This window comes from Streptomyces sp. AgN23, assembly GCF_001598115.1.
Classification (GTDB): domain Bacteria; phylum Actinomycetota; class Actinomycetes; order Streptomycetales; family Streptomycetaceae; genus Streptomyces; species Streptomyces antimycoticus.
In genome coordinates this window covers 2,905,523-2,920,998 of record NZ_CP007153.1, presented here as the reverse complement: position 1 = coordinate 2,920,998, position 15,476 = coordinate 2,905,523, and the positions used below count along the sequence as shown (strand labels likewise).

Sequence of the window (15,476 nt, the reverse complement as noted above, 5' to 3'; positions counted from 1 at the left end):
GACGGCACCACGTCAGTAGGCGTCCACGTCAGTAGGTGTCCACGTCAGTAGGCGTGGCCCTGCTCCTCGCCCCGGCCGGGCGGCAGGGCGGGGAGATAGCCGCGGTAGTACAGCTCGTCGGTGTGCCAGGCCCCGCTGTGGCTGTCCGGGCGGCCGTGGCCGCCGCTGACGAGGCCCCGGGGCTGGCCGATGGCGGCGAACGCCACGAACTCCATGTTCTCCTCGTCCGAGCGGTCGCCGGGCAGCGCCCGGAACAGCCTGCGGTACTCCGCGTACAACGCGTCGTAGATCGGCGTGGCGGAGTGGCGCCAGGGATCGTGCGCGGCCTCCAGGGCGGGGCGCATGGCCGGAATGCAGCCGTATGACGGGGATCGGTAGGAGAGGTCGTATGCGTGCACGTATGTGCCAACGACCCGGCCGCCCGTCGGATGCGGCATCGGTGGCGAATGGGCTGCCCACCAAGGGTCGCCGAGGTCCGGTGGGAGGTCCGGGACGGCGGCGGTCATGTGCCCGCGAGCGGCATCGAGGCACCGACCAGCGCCCCGCGCGCCGCGGCCCGGTCCAGCGCCGCGCGCAGCTGGTCCTCGCGCGGCTGGGTGCCGATCGTGCCCGCGGCCGCGGCGTAGATCAGCACCTTCCGGGTGCGGCCGACGGCGCCGCGCCAGCCCTCGCTGAGCGGCATCGGGCTGTGCGCCTGCCACCAGGCCACCGGGCGGCCGCCGCCCGGCGCCGGCATCAGCACCGCGTGCAGCCGCCCCATGGCCAGCAGCACCGACCAGCCGGGGTTGGGCGCGGGCGGTCGGCTCAGGTCGACCACCGGGGCGAACCCCTGCTCGCTGAGGAGCTGGAGGAACTCGTCGCCGTGCCCGGGTGAACCGGGGCGGACGATCGGCGCGGTCGGCTCCACCACCAGTGCCGGGCACGCCTCCCGACCCACCAGCACCACCCCGCTGGTCACCCCGAGCACCGCCTGCTGGGGCACCGGTGCGTGGCCGGACGGCGCCGAGGTGTGGGAGGCGGTGGCGGGAGACGCGGGCGACGGAGCCGGGGCGGGGTAGGCGGGTGGGGCGGCCGGGGCGGGGAAGTGCGGCGCCGCGGCATGCGCGGCGGCGGGCACGGGCGGCGCGTACGACGGCGCGGTGTCCTCACCCGTGATGGACCGCACCGCACCCCGCAACTGGTCCTCGGAGACCGGGACGACCTGGGAGGGGACGCAGGTGGCGTGCGCGAAGGCCAGCACCGCCGTCTCCTGCCCCACGAAGAGCACGGTGCTGGTCAGCTCCTGCTCGGTGTTGCCGGGGGTGCGGCAGGACGTGCAGTCGTAAGCGCCCGGGGCGTTGTCCCCGGCGAGCAGCCGGTCGGCTTCTTCGTCGCCGATCTCGGCGCGTACGTCATTGCTGACGTCGAGCATGCGCGGCACGGGTGGCTCCTCGGTCTCGGTGGGTGCGCGGGGTGGGTCCCCGGCTCATACGTAGACAACGGGCCATGCGGGGCGGGGGTCACGCGGCCCGGCCGCCCCGGGGTCTGATGTGCCGTCGGGCCGGGAAGTTCCCCCGACTTCCTACCGATTGCGCATCTGTTGGGGCACAAAAAGGTGATGAAACCCAACCCTGTGCCACCTTTCTCAGTCTTACACCGTGGTAGGCGGACGACACACCCGTCCGCGGGGAAGCCATGGGATACGGGGCCGGATGCACATCTCTTTCCTTATTCACAACGCGTACGGGATCGGCGGGACGATCCGGACCACGTACAACCTCGCCCGTTCCCTGGGAGAGCAGCACGATGTGGAGATCGTGTCGGTGTTCCGCCACCGTGACCAGCCGATCTTCGACCCCGGTCCGCGGGTGCGGCTCAGCCATCTCGTGGACATCCGGAAGAACAGCCCCTCCTACGACGGCGCCGACCCGGACCACAGTCGCCCGGCGGAGGTCTTCCCCGCGTCCGAGGGCCGCTACAAGCAGTACAGCGCCCTCACCGACCGCCGTATCGGGGACCATCTCCGCGGCCTCGAAGCCGATATCGTTGTCGGAACCCGCCCCGGGCTCAATGTCCACATCGCCCGCCAGGCCCGCCGCGGTCCGGTACGAGTCGGCCAGGAGCATCTGACGCTCGGCACCCACTCCAAGGGGCTGAAGCGGGCCCTGCGCGCCGTCTATCCCCGGCTGGACGCGGTGACCACCGTGACCGAGGCCGACGCACGGACCTACCGCGACCAGATGCGGCTGCCCGGCGTCCGGGTCGAGGCGGTCCCCAACAGCGTGCCCGAGCCCGGCCTCGAGCCCGCAGACGGCACCGGAAAGTGGGTCGTCGCGGCCGGTCGGCTGGCCCCGGTGAAACGCTACGACCTGCTGATACACGCTTTCGCGAAGGTCAGCGCGGCCCGCCCCGACTGGCGGCTGCGGATCTACGGCGGCGGCGCCCAGCACGCCAAGCTGCGCGCCCTCATCGACCAACTCGGCCTCTACAACCACGTCTTCCTGATGGGCCCGGCCAATCCGCTCGACCCCGAGTGGGCCAAGGGCTCCATAGCCGCCGTCACCTCCAGCCTGGAGTCGTTCGGCATGACCATCGTGGAGGCGATGCGCTGCGGCCTTCCCGTGGTGTCCACCGACTGCCCGCACGGGCCCGCGGAGATCATCGACAACGGGGTGGACGGCCGGCTCGTGCCCACCGGCGACACCGACGCCATCGCCGCCGCGCTGCTCGACCTCATCAACAACGACGAGCTGCGCCAGCAGATGGGACAGGCGGCGCTGAAGGACTCGGCCCGCTTCGACCCCTCCCGGGTGGCCGGGCGCTACGAGACGCTGTTCTCCGGTCTGATCGGCCGCAGTGGGCTGCGGGGCTCCCTGCACCGCGCCCGCGGCTCCCTGCTCAGTGGCGCGTTCGCCACCAAGGACTCCCTGCGGAAGGTGCGTGTCGCATGAGTGCAACGGCACAGGCAGCGCAGCACGTCGAGGAGGACAGGATGAGTGAGGCCCCCGAGGCCGCCCCTGTCCGCGCCGACTGCGTGGCGGACTCCGCCGGAGGGCTCACCTTCCACATCGCCGACGGGGCCCGGTCCGGCCCGGGCGGCCACGACGACTGGAGCGGTGCGCTGGTGCTGGTCCGCCGGGGCGCGGCGGACACCCCCGACGGGGAGGTGCGGCTGCCGCTGGGCCCCACCGCGGACGGCCGGCTGCAGGCCGCCCTGCCCAGCAATGTCGCCCTGCCCGAGGGCCGCTGGGACGTCCACGTGGCCTACCGGGACACCGAGCCGCAGCGGCTCGCCCCGGGCCTGAACGATCTGCGCTCGCTCGTCGACCGCCGGCCGGGGCCGAGCACCTCCCCGCTGTCCGTCCGCATCCCCTACGCCACCAAGCACGGCAATCTCTCGCTGCGCAGCTGGCGGCGGGCGCCCCACGCCGAGGCCGGGGAGATACGGCTGGAGGACGACACGATGGCCGTCCGGGGGCGGCTCTACCGCGTCGCGTACCCGTCCGAGTGGCTGGCCGAGGCGGTCGTCGAGGCCCGCTGCCGCCGGGGCGCCGCCCCGGTGTGGACGGCGCCGCTGGTGGTGGACGGCCCGGACTTCTCCTTCACGCTCTCCTACGCGGAGCTCGCGCGGAGCTGGGACGGCGGCGCGCACGTCTGGGACCTGTGGTTGCGCCCGGTGGACGAGGCCATGGCCCCGGCCCGGCTCGCCCGGATCCTGGACGATGTCGCGGACAAGAAGGAGATCTTCACCTACCCGCCGCGCACGGTGACCGGTCGGCACGGGGAGGCGCAGGCCCAGCCGTACTACACCCGGGACAACGACCTGGCGGTGCGGATCGAGGCACCCGCCTGATCCCAGCGGAGCAGCCAGGCGAGCAGGGGAGCTTCGCGGACCGGGACTGTCCGCAAGCAGTGGCAGACTCGGCCGCATGCTGGAGACCTCGGCCCGACTGCTCCGCCTGCTCTCCCTGTTGCAGGCCCACCGCGAATGGTCCGGCGCGGATCTCGCCGACCGGCTCGGGGTCACCCCGCGCACCGTGCGCCGCGATGTGGACCGGCTCCGCGAGCTCGGCTATCCCGTGCACTCCACGCCGGGCACCGGCGGCGGCTATCAGCTGGGCGCGGGCGCCCAGTTGCCGCCGCTGCTGCTCGACGACGAGGAGGCGGTGGCGGTCGCGGTGCGGCTGCGCCAGGCCGCGGGCGGCGGGGTCGAGGGCATCGAGGAGACCTCGGTACGGGCCCTGGCCAAGCTGGAGCAGGTGCTGCCGGACCGGCTGCGCCGCCGGGTGGGCGCGCTCAGCGCCTTCACCGTGCCGCTGTCCGGCTGGAGCCCCGGGCCCGGGGTGGACCCCGGGGTGCTGACCGAGCTGGCCGCCGCCTGCCGGGACTGCCATCAGCTGCGCTTCGAGTACCGCGACCACGGCGGTGCCCTCACCCGCCGTACCGCCGAACCGCATCGGCTGGTCGCCGCGCAGCGCCGCTGGTACCTGGTGGCCTGGGATGTCGACCGTGCCGACTGGCGTACGTACCGGGTCGACCGGATCACCCCGACCCCGCCGCACGGCCCCCGGTTCACCCCGCGCCGGCCGCCCGCCGAGGACATCGCCGGCTATGTGGCCCGGGGCATCACCACCTCGGTCTACTCCCAGCGGGCCACCGTGCTGCTGCGGGTGCCCGCCGAGCGGGCGGCCGAGCGGTTCTCGCCCTTGGTGGGGGTGCTGGAGGCCGTCGACGAGCACAGCTGTCTGCTGCGCACCGGCGCTTCCAGCCCCGAGCTGCTGGTGCTCCATATCGCGCTGAGCGGCTTCGACTTCGAGGTGCGCGACCCGGTGGAGCTGAACGACTACATCCGGGAGATCAGGGACCGCCTGGATCGGGCCCTGGGCTGATCGAGCCCCGCGCCTTGAGCTGCTGGTCCTTCTCCTGCTCAAGGCTCGCCACCTCCGGATGGTGCAGATCGAAGGCCGGTGACTCGGAGCGGATCCGGGGCAGCGTGGTGAAGTTGTGCCGGGGCGGGGGACAGGAGGTCACCCACTCCAGGGAGCGGCCGAACCCCCAGGGGTCGTCGGCCTCCACCTTCTTTCCGTACGTGGCCGTCCGCCAGACGTTGTAGAGGAACGGCAGGGTCGACAGGCCCAGCAGGAAGGAGCCGATCGTGGAGACGGTGTTGAGCGCGGTGAAGCCGTCCGCCGCCAGATAGTCGGCGTAGCGGCGCGGCATCCCCTCCACCCCCAGCCAGTGCTGCACCAGGAAGGTGGTGTGGAAGCCGGTGAACAGGGTCCAGAAGTGGATCCGGGCCAGCCGCTCGTCCAGCAGCTTGCCCGTGAACTTGGGCCACCAGAAGTAGAACCCCGCGAACATCGCGAAGACGACCGTCCCGAAGACCACGTAGTGGAAGTGGCCCACGACGAAGTAGGTGTCGGTGACATGGAAGTCCATGGGCGGCGAGGCCAGGATGACGCCGGTGAGCCCACCGAAGAGAAAGCTCACCAGGAAGCCGACCGCCCACAGCATCGGCGCCTCCAGGGACACCGAGCCGCCCAGCATGGTGCCGATCCAGTTGAAGAACTTCACCCCGGTCGGCACCGCGATCAGAAACGACGTCAGGGAGAAGAAGGGCAGCAGCACCGATCCGGTGGCGAACATATGGTGGGCCCAGACGACCATCGACAGCCCGGTGATGGCCATGGTCGCGCCGATCAGCGTCACATAGCCGAAGATCGGCTTACGCGAGAAGACCGGGATGATCTCGGTGATGATGCCGAAGAACGGCAGCGCGATGATGTAGACCTCGGGATGGCCGAAGAACCAGAAGAGGTGCTGCCACAGCAGCGGCCCGCCGTACTGGGCGTCGAAGACCACCGCCCCGAACCGCCGGTCCGTCTCCAGCGCCAGCAGCGCAGCCGCCAGCACCGGGAACGCCATCAGGATCATGATCGAGGTGAAGAGGGTGTTCCAGGTGAAGATCGGCATCCGGAACATCGTCATGCCCGGCGCGCGCATCGTCATGATGGTGGTCAGGAAGTTCACCGCGCCCAGGATCGTCCCGAAGCCCGACAGCGCCAGCCCCATGATCCACAGATCGGCGCCGACACCGGGGGAGCGGATCGCGCTGTTGAGCGGGGCATAGGCGGTCCAGCCGAAGGCCGCGGCGCCCTGCGGCACCACCAGACCGGTCAGCACCATCAGCCCGCCGAACAGATACAGCCAGTACGACAGCATGTTGAGGCGCGGGAAGGCCACATCGGGTGCGCCGATCTGCAGCGGCATGATCTCGTTGGCGAACCCCGCGAAGGCCGGGGTCGCGAAGAGCAGCAGCATGATCGTGCCATGCAGGGTGAACGCCTGGTCGAACTGCTCCCGCGAGACGACCTGGAGGCCCGGACGGGCCAGCTCGGCGCGCATCACCAGCGCCAGCGCGCCGCCGACCAGGAAGAAGCCGAACGACGAGATCAGATACAGATGCCCGATCTTCTTGTGGTCGGTGGTGGTGAGCCACTCCACGAGCACGCTGCCCTGCCGCGTCACCCCTGCCGGACCGGCGGCCCGCGCGGTGTCTGTCGCCATCGGGGCTCCTCTGCGTCCTGGGCGGGTATCGCCATGATCGCGCGGTGGTCGCCGCGACCCGCGGAGCCGCCCGGAGCGTCACTCCCTCGGGGACAGCAGCGGCCCGAGTGGCCCAAGGTCCAGATTGAGATCCGAGGGCGCGATGCCGTAGCGCTCGCAGAGCGTGCCCATCCGGTCCTCCAGCAGCATCAGCGTGACCCCGATCCGCTCTTCCTGGTCCTCGGTCAGATCGCCCTCGTCCACCCGGCGCAGCGCCTGCCGCTCCATGAGCTGGCGCAGCAGCTCCACGACGGTCAGGACCAGCTTCATCAGGTCGCGTTCGACGGTGTCCTGGTCCAGCTCCACCTTGCGGCTCACGGTTCCTCCCAGGGGGACGGGACATTGGCGTTGACCGAGCTGATGAGGGCGCGCAGATCGATGCGGACCAGATCGACGTCGGCGATGCGCAGGGTCAGATCACCGGTGATCACCACGCCGCCGGCGAGCAGCCGGTCCAGCACGTCCACCAGGGCGATCTGCTGATGGGCCAACGGGCCCTCCGGGGCCATCGTCATCCCTCGGCCCCCGCGCTCTTCGCCCTGTCCGGTGCGGTGTTCTCGCCGGTCGCGGCGTTCTCGTCCGGGGCGGTGAAGGAGTACGGCGCCCAGGGGCCGGTCAGCTCGATCCGCAGCGCGGTCGTCCGTCCGGCCAGCTCACCGACCCGCTCGGCGAAGGCGGCGCTGTCCTCGCGCCGCACCAGATACGCGGCGTTCAGCACATTGCGGTCAAAGACCCCCGACAGCCGGGGGTCCTGCGGCGGATGCAGCCGGGCCCGCTCGGCCAGCCCGCTGAGGGTGTCGTGCACCAGCCGCGCGCCCTCCTCCGTATCGCCCCAGCGTCGCTCGGCCGCCTGTCGCTGTGCCTTGCGGCGGCGCAGATAGTCGCGGCCGGACATGCCGCCCGGGGTGTTCGGGGTTCCGGCGGGCGGCCCGTTGGGCGCGGGCGGTTCCTGGGGCGCGGGTGGCTCCGGCGCGGGTGGCTCCGGAGGCGCGGGCGTCGCGGCGTACGCCTTGACGCCCCATTCGACCCGGCCCTCCAGCCGGTCCAGCGCCGAGGCGAACCGCTCCCGGCCGGCGGCGAGCATCCGCCGCAGCCCCTCCTCGCCCTGGCAGACGGTGGCCAGCCGGACCGGGATGACACAGGAATCGGCGCCGACGGTGTCGACCACCCGCTGATGGGTCCGGGCCACCTTCTCCAGCCAGGCCATGTCCTCCAGCCGCTCCCGCAGCGGGCCCTCGTCGAAGTCCTCGGCCGGTACGGCGCCCGCCAGCACGGCGAGCCCCTGATGGCGCACGGCCACCACCGGTTCGCCCGCGACACCGGGCACGTCCTCCAGGGCGGTGAGGGCGTCCAGGGCGGCCTCCGGCGCGGCGGTGTCGCGCACGACCGCGTAGGCGTACCGCAGTCCTTCGGTCATTCGGCGCCCTCCCGCATCTCCCCGCTGGTCACCTCGGTCTTCTCCTGGCCGTTCACCTCGGACCGGGCGCGTGACGAGAGCGACGGGTCGTGCTCCCACCAGTCGATGCCCATCTCCTTCGCCTTGTCGACCGAGGCCACGATCAGCCGGAGCTTGATCGTGAGAAGTTCGATGTCGAGCAGGTTGATACGGATATCGCCCGCGATCACCACACCCTTGTCGAGCACCCGCTCCAGGATGTCGGCGAGGTTGGCCCCGCCCTCACCACGGCTTGCCAGCCCGTACGACCCCGAGGAGCCGAACGACGCCGCCGGTGAGCCATACGCGCCGGCCGTCGGGGCCACACCGCCCCGGGTGGTCACAGAGTCCCGTTCGCCCACTGGCGTGCCTCCTCCAACCGGTCGAGCAGCGCGTCCTCCTGCCGCTCGAACTCTCGTCCGTCGATCACGCCCTGGTCGAGCTGGGCCTCCAGCTCGGCCAGGGCGCGCTGGATGTTGGCCGGGTCGTAGTACTCCCGCTCCGCGGCGGCGACGACCTGCCTCAGCACCCAGCCGATCATCAGCATCAGGACTCGACGAAGCTGTACGGCGGTAGCGGACCGTTGATCCGCAGCCTCAGCCAGGGGTGGGTCTGCTCCACGTCGGCCGCCGCCGTCAGCAGCGGATCGGCGCCGTCCTTGGCGAGCAGCAGGGACAGGCTGAGGAACCAGCCGCCGCTCTCCGGGCCGGGGCGCACGTCCTCGGCGGCCGGGGCCAGCGCCTCCTCCACCAGCTTGGCGTCCCGCACCTCACGGGCCCGCACGGCGCTCGCCATCAGCTCGCCGAAGCGCACCCGTTCCTCGTAGGTGCCGCCGCCGGCCGCCCGGTTGGCCTCCGCCATCACCCGCAGCTCCGGCTCCTCGGCGAGCACCTGGTGGAGCACCGCGTCTTCGTCGTGTACGACCTTGACGTTGTACTCGACCCGGTCGGACAGCCGGCTCAGCTGGTCCTGGTAGCGGTCGGCGTGCTCGGCCAGCACGCTGCGGACGTCGTCGTCGCTGGAGGAGACGCTGCCGAAGCGCATCGGCAGCACCGGGCGGGAGTCGCTCACCTCGGACAGCACATGCTGATGGGCCAGCAGATCGCGGCGCCGGGGCTTGAGCTCCGGCGGGCAGTCGCTGACGATCGCGGCCAGCTCGCCCTGGTTCAGCGCCCGGACCGGCAGCGGGGGGTCGCCGATGCCCAGCAGCCGATCGCCCAGGTCCCGGACCTCACCGCGCGCGATGCCGTACACATACGTGGTCATGCGGACTCCTCGGACTTCCTCGGCGCCGCCTTACGGGCCGGACGCCGGCGGCGAGGCTCCTCCTCGTCCTCCTCCGACGGCCGGATCGCGTCGGCCACCGACTGGGCGGCCTTGGAGACGGTGTCGCCGGCGCCGGACAGGGCGCCCTTGGTCTTGCTCCGCGCCCCGTTCTCGGTGATGCCCTCGACGACCTCGGGCAGGCCGGGGGACTTGTTCGGGCCGGACTCCAGGTCGAGCCGGTTGCACGCCTCGGCGAAACGCAGATACGTGTCGACGCTCGCCACCACGATCCGGATGTCGATCTTGAGTATCTCGATGCCGACCAGGGAGACGCGGATGAACGCGTCGATCACCAGGCCGCGGTCGAGGATGAGCTCCAGGACGTCGTACAGGCCGCTGGTGCCGCCTCCGCCCCTGGATTGCTGTGCCGGGACAACGGTGGTCATGTCGGGTGTTTCCTCTCGTGTCGGTGGGCGTCCGGTTCGCCGCCGTCAGCGGCGGTCGCTCCGGCCGCGCTCATAGCGGCGGAGGCGGCGGTATCCGGTGAGCAGGCCGTCCGGGTCGAGAGTCACCTCGTACAGGGCCATCAGGCTCATCGTCTCCGGCACCCGGGCCAGCTCCACCACCTCGGCCTCCAGCAGCCACCCCTCGTCGGTCCGCTCCAGACGGGGGAGGGCCTCGGGGTACAGGCCCGTCAGCTCGACGAGCTGTTCACGGGCGGCACGCAGGAGTGCCAGCGGGCTCGGACCGCCGGCCGCCGTCTTCTCGGGGGTTTCGTCTGATCTGTCAGTCATGTGGGCTCCGGTGGCGGCGGGTACCGCGTCCCGGTGGGCGTAAACCTCGAGGTTCGGCCCCGAGGTCCCGGCGATTTGTGGTGGAATTGTGCGCTCCGGAGGGGTCCGGGCAGCGCTTTTCCGGCCGCTGTGCGAATTGCTCGAAAGATCTCGGCGGCCTCCCGCCACCCATACCGCAGCCGGTCGTTTGACGCGGGATATCGACGAAAACTCGCAATCATCTTCGAGGGGTCAACACAAGCCCCGGAAGAGTGATGAAGTCGCCCACAAACCCGGGCGTGTTTTCTGTGACACAAGTGTGACGAATGGCGGCCGTGAGAGGTATGAGGCAGGGGCAGTCCTTCGCCACTCTGGGTTTGCCCCGCGTGGGGAGCGACCTACGGTGGCGTCATGGGACCTGTACCGAACCATCCGGCCGAACCCGACGACGACCTCGACAGCTATGTGGGACTCGATGCCCGGACCGCCGAGGAGAGGGCGCGCGCACACGGCTGGAGCACCGTACGGACGCTTCCGCCGGGCGCGATCATCACGATGGAATACCTGCGCGGGCGGATCGACTTCGAGGTGGACGACGGCACCGTGAAGCGCTGCTGGCGCGGCTGACCGGCCCGGATCCGCGCCGGTGGGCCGGTGCGCCCGGCGCGGACACGACCACGGCCCCGGACACTCCGACGAGAGCGTCCGGGGCCGTGGTGTGGCCGGTCGGCGCGGGGGAGGGAGTGCGTACCGCCCCGCGGCGTGGTGGGTGGCTCAGCCTCCGGTGGCGGTCCGGCCGCGGGAGGCGCCGGACGGGCCGAAGGGCGTCGTGGCGCGCGGCACCCGGTCGGCGTGCGGCGGCCGGCGGCTGCCGACCGGGGTGACCGGGGTGCGCTCGGAGCGCACCGTGTGCTGGCGGACCGGGTGGTGGGGTCGCGTGTCGGGGCCGCGGACGGTGGCGACGCCGGGCCGGACCACGGCCACCGGCTCGCGGGCGGGCAGCTCGTCGTCGCGGGCGGCGCGCGGGGTGGCCAGCGGGGTCCCGGTGACCGGCCGGCCGGACGGCACCGGCGCGGGGGCCCGGCCCTCGCGCATCCGGTGCCACAGGATCAGCAGCAGCACCTCGGCTCGGGCCATGGCCGGCTCCAGCCACGGCAGCGCCAGCAGCACCAGCACTCCGGCGGCCCAGCCCAGCACCACATCGCTCAGCCAGTGGGTGCCGAGGTAGACGGTGGTCATGCCGACCCCGAAGGCGAAGCCCGCGGCGATCAGCGAGGCGACCCGGCGCGCGACGGGGGTGGTCGCCAGATAGGCCAGAATCCCCCAGGTGACCACGGCGTTCGCGGTGTGACCCGAAGGAAATATATCGCCCGTGCCCCACATCTCATTGGAGCCGACGGTGGTCGCGTAGTGCGGACCGAGCCGGCCGAAGCCGATCTTCACCGCGCCCACGGTGGCGTTCAGCAGCAGCAGGGAGGTGCCCAGCGCCAGCAGCGGGCGCAGGGTCCGCTGCCGGTAGCAGCACCATCCCAGCCAGGCGGCGACGGCCACCGCGGTGGGTCCGCGCTGGCCCATGACCACGAAGTAGTCCAGCAAGGTGTGGAACTCGGGCCACTGCTTGTAGGGCCGGAAGAGCATGATCTGCCAGTCGAGCTTCACCAGCCATGAGGTGGTGAGCACGCCGATCACGGTCGCCGCGTAGACCGCCAGCGTGGTCCCGAGCAGCCAGAAGCGTGTTCGGGTCATGCGCGGTCGCGCGAGATCGGGCCTTCGCTCCTCGGACGCGGGGAGCTTGTCTTCGGTACGCACCTAATCGACGTTACATTGCGTGACAGGCGGGTTCAGTCGATCAGGTCGCTTTGTGATGACGATGTGATGTGGAGTGCGTCTCGTCCACGGCTTTTGGCCGCGCCCTTTCCAAGGAATGCGTGAGCTCCGGGAACTTTTCTGCTCCCGGTCTTCCAATGGGCGTGTCTCAGGGACTTTATGGAATTCTTACAGGGCGTGTTTATCGCCCATTAGCCGGGCCGTTCCCGGAAGTTTCCCCAGGCGTCGCCGGGCGGCCGGGGGTGATCGTCCACGGGGTCCGGCCCGGCCGGAAAGGGTGGCCGGATCATGGCGGTCCGGAGCCATGCAGCCAGAAGGCCCCGTACGCCGCCGAGGCGAGCCCGGCCGACCCCAGGACCAGCGCGGTGCGGACCGGGCGCAGCCGGGCCAGGGCGACGGCGATCGGCAGCAGCAGCGGGAAGGCAGGTATCAGCAGCCGGGGTTTCGAGCCGAAGTAGCCCTTCGCGGCCAGCGCCAGGACGAGCACCGCCCCTCCGTAGGCCAGCAGCGGCAGTGGCTGGCGCTGCCGCACACAGCGAATCGCGAGCCAGATCAGCGCCCCGACGCCGAGCAGCAGCCCGAGCCCGCCCACGAAGGGCGGCTTGATGAGCAGTCCTCCGATGAAGCCCGCGAAGGCCAGGCCGCCGTCGAAGCCGTTCCCCCAGCCGTTCTGGACGTCGAAGTAGCCGGTGACGCTGCCGGTCCGGACGGCGACCCACGCCACATACCCCAGCCAGCCCAGCGGCGCCAGCACGACGCCGGCGAGCAGGCGGAGAGGTGGCGGCGCGAAGCGCCTCCGTTGAGGGTGGTGGTGGGCGACGGGCGGGCGGGTGCGCCACGCCTGGCGCCAGCGCCCTTCGGGCAGGAGCTCCACCGCGGCCGCCACCCAGAGCGCCGCGACCACCGCCGCCCCCACCGGCCGGGTCAGCCCCGCCAGCGCCGCGAACAGCCCCGCCCACAGCCACCGCCGGGTGAGCGCCGCATGGACCCCCCAGGCGGCCAGCGCCGTGAAGAGCGACTCCGAGTACGCCATCGACTGGACGATCCCGACCGGCAGCACGCCCCACAGCACGGCCAGCGTGAGGCCCACCCGCCGTCCGTACAGCAGATCGCCGATCGCGAAGATCCCCCAGGCGGCGAACAGCGACGTGACCCAGCTCACCAGCAGACCGGCGTCGGCCGCGTCCAGCGGGGCTATGGCCGATATCACTCGCTCCAGCGCGGGGAGCAGGGGGAAGAACGCCAGGTTGGAGTGGACCGCCCCGTCGGGCAGATGGACCGTGTGGCCGTACCCCTCCTCGGCGATGCGGGCGTACCACAGCGAATCCCAGCGCGCCGAGAGGAGCTGGTGCGCGCTCTTGTCCGCGAAGGCCCCCCAGATCGCGAGAACCACCAGCCCGAGCAGGCGCGTCCCCGCGTAGGCGAGCAATGCCGGAGCGGCCCGGCGCAGCGCGGCCCGAGCGGCGCGGCCCGGTCGTCCGTCGTCGCTGAGCGGCGCGGTGCCGGCCTGGGCGAGATCAGTCACGGCGACGATTATCGAGGATGGCCAGGACCGCCCGCGGGGGGCTGTGGACAACGCTCGGCGGAGGGGTCGTGGGGGCTGTGGACAACGGAGGACGAACACGAGACGGCCGCCGGGGGGCCACAGGAGGGACGGCAGAGAGACGGGGGACAAAAGGGGAAGTCCGGAACGTACGCCTCCGTAACCCTCCGCGGTGTGCTCCCAACATGACCTGCGGCACACGGCCCGCGCGGGGACTCGCGTACCCTGACCTCTCACTCGCGCCTTCGCCACCGGGGTCACCCGGACGTCCCTACGACGTGACGTACCGCCCCTCCGGCGGCGGACCGCGAGCGCAAGACCCAGGGAGGTGCGTACATGTCCGGGACGACCACGGCCCGCACTCGGCGGACGGCGGGCGTTCCCCGGCAATGGCGCGGCACCGAGGCGGGCGGCGGGGCGAACCGCTGGGTCGTACTCCTCGTGCTCTGCGTCAGCCTGCTGCTCGTCGCCGTGGACGCGACCGTGCTGCATGTCGCGGTCCCCGCCGTGACCGAGGATCTGCGCCCCGGCGCGATGGAACTGCTGTGGATCGTGGACATCTACCCACTGGTCTGCGCCTCGCTGCTGATCCTCTTCGGCACCCTCGGCGACCGGGTCGGCAGACGGCGCGTCCTGCTGCTCGGCTACGGGCTCTTCGGCGCCGCCTCCGCGCTCGCCGCCTTCGCTCCCTCCCCCCAGATCCTCATCGTGGCCCGCGCCCTGCTGGGCGTCGGCGGCGCGATGATCATGCCCGCGACGCTGTCGATCCTGCGCCAGGTCTTCCCGGACCGCCGGGAGCGGGCGCTGGCCATCGGCGTCTGGAGCGCGGTCGCCGCCGTGGGTGCGGCGGTCGGTCCGCTGCTCGGCGGCTTCCTGGTGGAGAACTTCTGGTGGGGCTCGGTCTTCCTGGTCAACCTGCCCCTGATGATCGTGGCACTGCCCGTCGGCCGCTGGCTGCTGCCGGAGTCCACCGGTGACCGGAACGGGCCCTGGGACGTGCTGGGCGCGGTCATGGCCGCGTGCGGGCTGTTCTGCGTCGTCTTCGGCGTCAAGCGGATGGGCAGCGGCGCGGATCCGCTGGACGCCGTGACCACCGTCCCGCTGCTGTTCGGGGTGGTCCTGCTGGTGCTCTTCGTGCGCCGCCAGCGCCGCCGTACGCATCCGCTGGTCGACCTCAAGCTGTTCGCCCGGCCCGCGTTCTCGATCTCCGTCGGCTGTATCGTGCTCGCCCTGCTGGCGCTCGTCGGCCTGGAGCTCATAGCCGCCCAGTACCTCCAGCTCGTGCTCGGGCTCACCCCGCTCGAGACGGGTCTGCGGCTGCTGCCGCTCACCTTCGCCGCCATGGCCGCCGGGCTCGTGGGGTCCCGGATGCTCCAGTGGCTCGGCCCGCGGGTCATGGTCGCGATCGGCTTCGCGCTCACCGCGCTCGCCGTTCTCTCGCTCACCGCCATGGGCCAGTCCGACCGGCCCGCCGTGCTCGTCGGCGGCTTCATCGTCCTGGGCTTCGGCCTGGAGACCACCCTCTTCAGCGCGTACGAGTCGATGCTCAACGAGGCGTCGGTGAACTCCGCGGGTGGCGCGGCCGCCATCGGCGAGACCTCGTACCAGCTCGGCGCCGGTATCGGCATAGCCCTCCTCGGCAGCGTGATGAACGCCACCTACAAGCCCGGCGTCTCCTCGGTGTCCGGCGTCCCCGCCTCGGCCAGCTCCGACGCGAGCCAGTCGCTGGGCGCCGCGTACAAGGTCTCCGACCGGCTCGGCGGCCACGCCGGAGAGGCCCTGCGCTCGGCCGCCCGCGGCGCCTTCGTCCATGGTCTGCATGTCACGCTCGCGGTCAGCGCCGGTCTGCTGCTGGTCGGCGCGCTCGCCGCCCTGCGGCTGCCCAAGGCCATGGAGTGCGCCGCCGACGACGAGGAGTCCGCCCAGGGCCCCGACCAGCGCGCACAGGGCGGTACGGACACCCCGGCCCGGCGCGACCGCGCCACCGTCGTCGCCGAGTCCTGACCGACCCCGCCCGGGTCCCGCGCGACTCTCCAGCACCAGCCCT

17 protein-coding genes and 1 pseudogene are annotated in these 15,476 nt (G+C 71.8%); 5 read left to right on the top strand and 13 right to left on the bottom strand.

Going from position 1 to position 15,476, the window contains the following annotated elements; translation table 11 throughout:
* Nucleotides 1–44 precede the first annotated feature (44 nt).
* Both AS97_RS12765 and AS97_RS12760 read right to left on the bottom strand, forming a co-directional pair.
* The gene (locus tag AS97_RS12765) at nt 45–344 is read right to left on the bottom strand and encodes a hypothetical protein (protein ID WP_079059637.1); all 300 of its coding nucleotides are present in this window, start codon (nt 342–344) and stop codon (nt 45–47) included.
* Nucleotides 345–502: 158 nt separating this feature from the next.
* Nucleotides 503–1,411: a hypothetical protein gene (locus AS97_RS12760; RefSeq protein ID WP_210567200.1), complete on the bottom strand. Its 909-nt coding sequence runs from the start codon at nt 1,409–1,411 to the stop codon at nt 503–505.
* A 280-nt stretch (nt 1,412–1,691) separates the two neighbouring features.
* Here AS97_RS12760 and AS97_RS12755 point away from each other — a divergent pair, with 280 nt between their 5' ends.
* The 3 genes and pseudogenes from AS97_RS12755 to AS97_RS12745 form a co-directional block, all read left to right on the top strand.
* Nucleotides 1,692–2,930: a glycosyltransferase family 4 protein gene (locus tag AS97_RS12755; RefSeq protein WP_059146891.1), complete on the top strand. Its 1,239-nt coding sequence runs from the start codon at nt 1,692–1,694 to the stop codon at nt 2,928–2,930.
* A 41-nt stretch (nt 2,931–2,971) separates the two neighbouring features.
* Nucleotides 2,972–3,832 (top strand): hypothetical protein, encoded by an 861-nt coding sequence (locus AS97_RS12750; protein ID WP_125760563.1) that lies wholly within the window; start codon nt 2,972–2,974, stop codon nt 3,830–3,832.
* Nucleotides 3,833–3,908: 76 nt separating this feature from the next.
* Nucleotides 3,909–4,865, top strand: a pseudogene (locus tag AS97_RS12745) (YafY family protein); the annotation flags it as partial.
* Here the strand turns inward: AS97_RS12745 and ctaD are convergent.
* The 9 genes from ctaD to gvpO form a co-directional block, all read right to left on the bottom strand.
* A complete protein-coding gene (gene ctaD / locus AS97_RS12740) occupies nt 4,837–6,546 on the bottom strand; it encodes a cytochrome c oxidase subunit I (protein ID WP_059146894.1) in 1,710 nt (569 codons plus the stop codon). The pseudogene AS97_RS12745 and the gene ctaD sit on opposite strands and share 29 nt — an antisense overlap.
* A gap of 78 nt (nt 6,547–6,624) precedes the next feature.
* Nucleotides 6,625–6,855 (bottom strand): gas vesicle protein K, encoded by a 231-nt coding sequence (locus AS97_RS12735; protein WP_232546884.1) that lies wholly within the window; start codon nt 6,853–6,855, stop codon nt 6,625–6,627.
* A 44-nt stretch (nt 6,856–6,899) separates the two neighbouring features.
* The gene (locus tag AS97_RS12730; RefSeq protein ID WP_086019646.1) at nt 6,900–7,094 is read right to left on the bottom strand and encodes a gas vesicle protein; all 195 of its coding nucleotides are present in this window, start codon (nt 7,092–7,094) and stop codon (nt 6,900–6,902) included.
* Nucleotides 7,095–7,096: 2 nt separating this feature from the next.
* Nucleotides 7,097–8,002, bottom strand: coding sequence for a GvpL/GvpF family gas vesicle protein (locus tag AS97_RS12725; protein WP_086709561.1), 906 nt, complete (start codon nt 8,000–8,002; stop codon nt 7,097–7,099).
* Nucleotides 7,999–8,280 (bottom strand): gas vesicle protein, encoded by a 282-nt coding sequence (locus AS97_RS12720; RefSeq protein ID WP_059147016.1) that lies wholly within the window; start codon nt 8,278–8,280, stop codon nt 7,999–8,001. The genes AS97_RS12725 and AS97_RS12720 overlap by 4 nt, the downstream gene beginning before the upstream one ends.
* Nucleotides 8,281–8,360: 80 nt before the next feature.
* Nucleotides 8,361–8,567 carry a gas vesicle protein GvpG gene (locus AS97_RS12715; RefSeq protein WP_125760565.1) on the bottom strand — a complete coding sequence of 69 codons (207 nt, stop codon included), beginning with the start codon at nt 8,565–8,567 and terminating at the stop codon, nt 8,361–8,363.
* Nucleotides 8,567–9,286: a GvpL/GvpF family gas vesicle protein gene (locus AS97_RS12710; RefSeq protein WP_086709560.1), complete on the bottom strand. Its 720-nt coding sequence runs from the start codon at nt 9,284–9,286 to the stop codon at nt 8,567–8,569. The genes AS97_RS12715 and AS97_RS12710 overlap by 1 nt, the downstream gene beginning before the upstream one ends.
* Nucleotides 9,283–9,732 carry a gas vesicle structural protein GvpA gene (locus AS97_RS12705; protein ID WP_059146898.1) on the bottom strand — a complete coding sequence of 150 codons (450 nt, stop codon included), beginning with the start codon at nt 9,730–9,732 and terminating at the stop codon, nt 9,283–9,285. Before AS97_RS12705 ends, AS97_RS12710 begins: the two co-directional genes overlap by 4 nt.
* A gap of 45 nt (nt 9,733–9,777) precedes the next feature.
* On the bottom strand, nt 9,778–10,080 hold the full coding sequence (gene gvpO, locus AS97_RS12700) for a gas vesicle protein GvpO (protein ID WP_059146899.1): 303 nt from the start codon (nt 10,078–10,080) through the stop codon (nt 9,778–9,780).
* 390 nt (nt 10,081–10,470) lie between these two features.
* On the opposite strand from gvpO, the gene AS97_RS12695 reads away from it, so the two are divergent.
* Nucleotides 10,471–10,686, top strand: coding sequence for an I78 family peptidase inhibitor (locus tag AS97_RS12695; protein WP_059146900.1), 216 nt, complete (start codon nt 10,471–10,473; stop codon nt 10,684–10,686).
* A gap of 147 nt (nt 10,687–10,833) precedes the next feature.
* On the opposite strand, the gene AS97_RS12690 is transcribed toward AS97_RS12695, so the two are convergent.
* Entirely contained in the window at nt 10,834–11,868 is a 1,035-nt protein-coding gene (locus AS97_RS12690; RefSeq protein ID WP_063804950.1) for a phosphatase PAP2 family protein, read from the bottom strand.
* A 304-nt stretch (nt 11,869–12,172) separates the two neighbouring features.
* Nucleotides 12,173–13,411, bottom strand: coding sequence for a hypothetical protein (locus tag AS97_RS12685; protein ID WP_210564910.1), 1,239 nt, complete (start codon nt 13,409–13,411; stop codon nt 12,173–12,175).
* A 354-nt stretch (nt 13,412–13,765) separates the two neighbouring features.
* Here AS97_RS12685 and AS97_RS12680 point away from each other — a divergent pair, with 354 nt between their 5' ends.
* Nucleotides 13,766–15,433 (top strand): MFS transporter, encoded by a 1,668-nt coding sequence (locus tag AS97_RS12680; RefSeq protein ID WP_210564909.1) that lies wholly within the window; start codon nt 13,766–13,768, stop codon nt 15,431–15,433.
* Nucleotides 15,434–15,476 lie beyond the last annotated feature (43 nt).

What these genes read in the sequence shown, in the direction of transcription:
- AS97_RS12765 (WP_079059637.1), bottom strand. Translation starts at nt 344, where the DNA reads ATGCGCCCCGCCCTGGAGGCCGCGCACGATCCCTGGCGCCACTCCGCC.
- AS97_RS12760 (WP_210567200.1), bottom strand. Translation starts at nt 1,411, where the DNA reads ATGCTCGACGTCAGCAATGACGTACGCGCCGAGATCGGCGACGAAGAA.
- AS97_RS12755 (WP_059146891.1), top strand. Translation starts at nt 1,692, where the DNA reads ATGCACATCTCTTTCCTTATTCACAACGCGTACGGGATCGGCGGGACG.
- AS97_RS12750 (WP_125760563.1), top strand. Translation starts at nt 2,972, where the DNA reads ATGAGTGAGGCCCCCGAGGCCGCCCCTGTCCGCGCCGACTGCGTGGCG.
- ctaD (WP_059146894.1), bottom strand. Translation starts at nt 6,546, where the DNA reads ATGGCGACAGACACCGCGCGGGCCGCCGGTCCGGCAGGGGTGACGCGG.
- AS97_RS12735 (WP_232546884.1), bottom strand. Translation starts at nt 6,855, where the DNA reads ATGAAGCTGGTCCTGACCGTCGTGGAGCTGCTGCGCCAGCTCATGGAG.
- AS97_RS12730 (WP_086019646.1), bottom strand. Translation starts at nt 7,094, where the DNA reads ATGGCCCCGGAGGGCCCGTTGGCCCATCAGCAGATCGCCCTGGTGGAC.
- AS97_RS12725 (WP_086709561.1), bottom strand. Translation starts at nt 8,002, where the DNA reads ATGACCGAAGGACTGCGGTACGCCTACGCGGTCGTGCGCGACACCGCC.
- AS97_RS12715 (WP_125760565.1), bottom strand. Translation starts at nt 8,567, where the DNA reads ATGCTGATGATCGGCTGGGTGCTGAGGCAGGTCGTCGCCGCCGCGGAG.
- AS97_RS12710 (WP_086709560.1), bottom strand. Translation starts at nt 9,286, where the DNA reads ATGACCACGTATGTGTACGGCATCGCGCGCGGTGAGGTCCGGGACCTG.
- AS97_RS12705 (WP_059146898.1), bottom strand. Translation starts at nt 9,732, where the DNA reads ATGACCACCGTTGTCCCGGCACAGCAATCCAGGGGCGGAGGCGGCACC.
- gvpO (WP_059146899.1), bottom strand. Translation starts at nt 10,080, where the DNA reads ATGACTGACAGATCAGACGAAACCCCCGAGAAGACGGCGGCCGGCGGT.
- AS97_RS12695 (WP_059146900.1), top strand. Translation starts at nt 10,471, where the DNA reads ATGGGACCTGTACCGAACCATCCGGCCGAACCCGACGACGACCTCGAC.
- AS97_RS12680 (WP_210564909.1), top strand. Translation starts at nt 13,766, where the DNA reads ATGTCCGGGACGACCACGGCCCGCACTCGGCGGACGGCGGGCGTTCCC.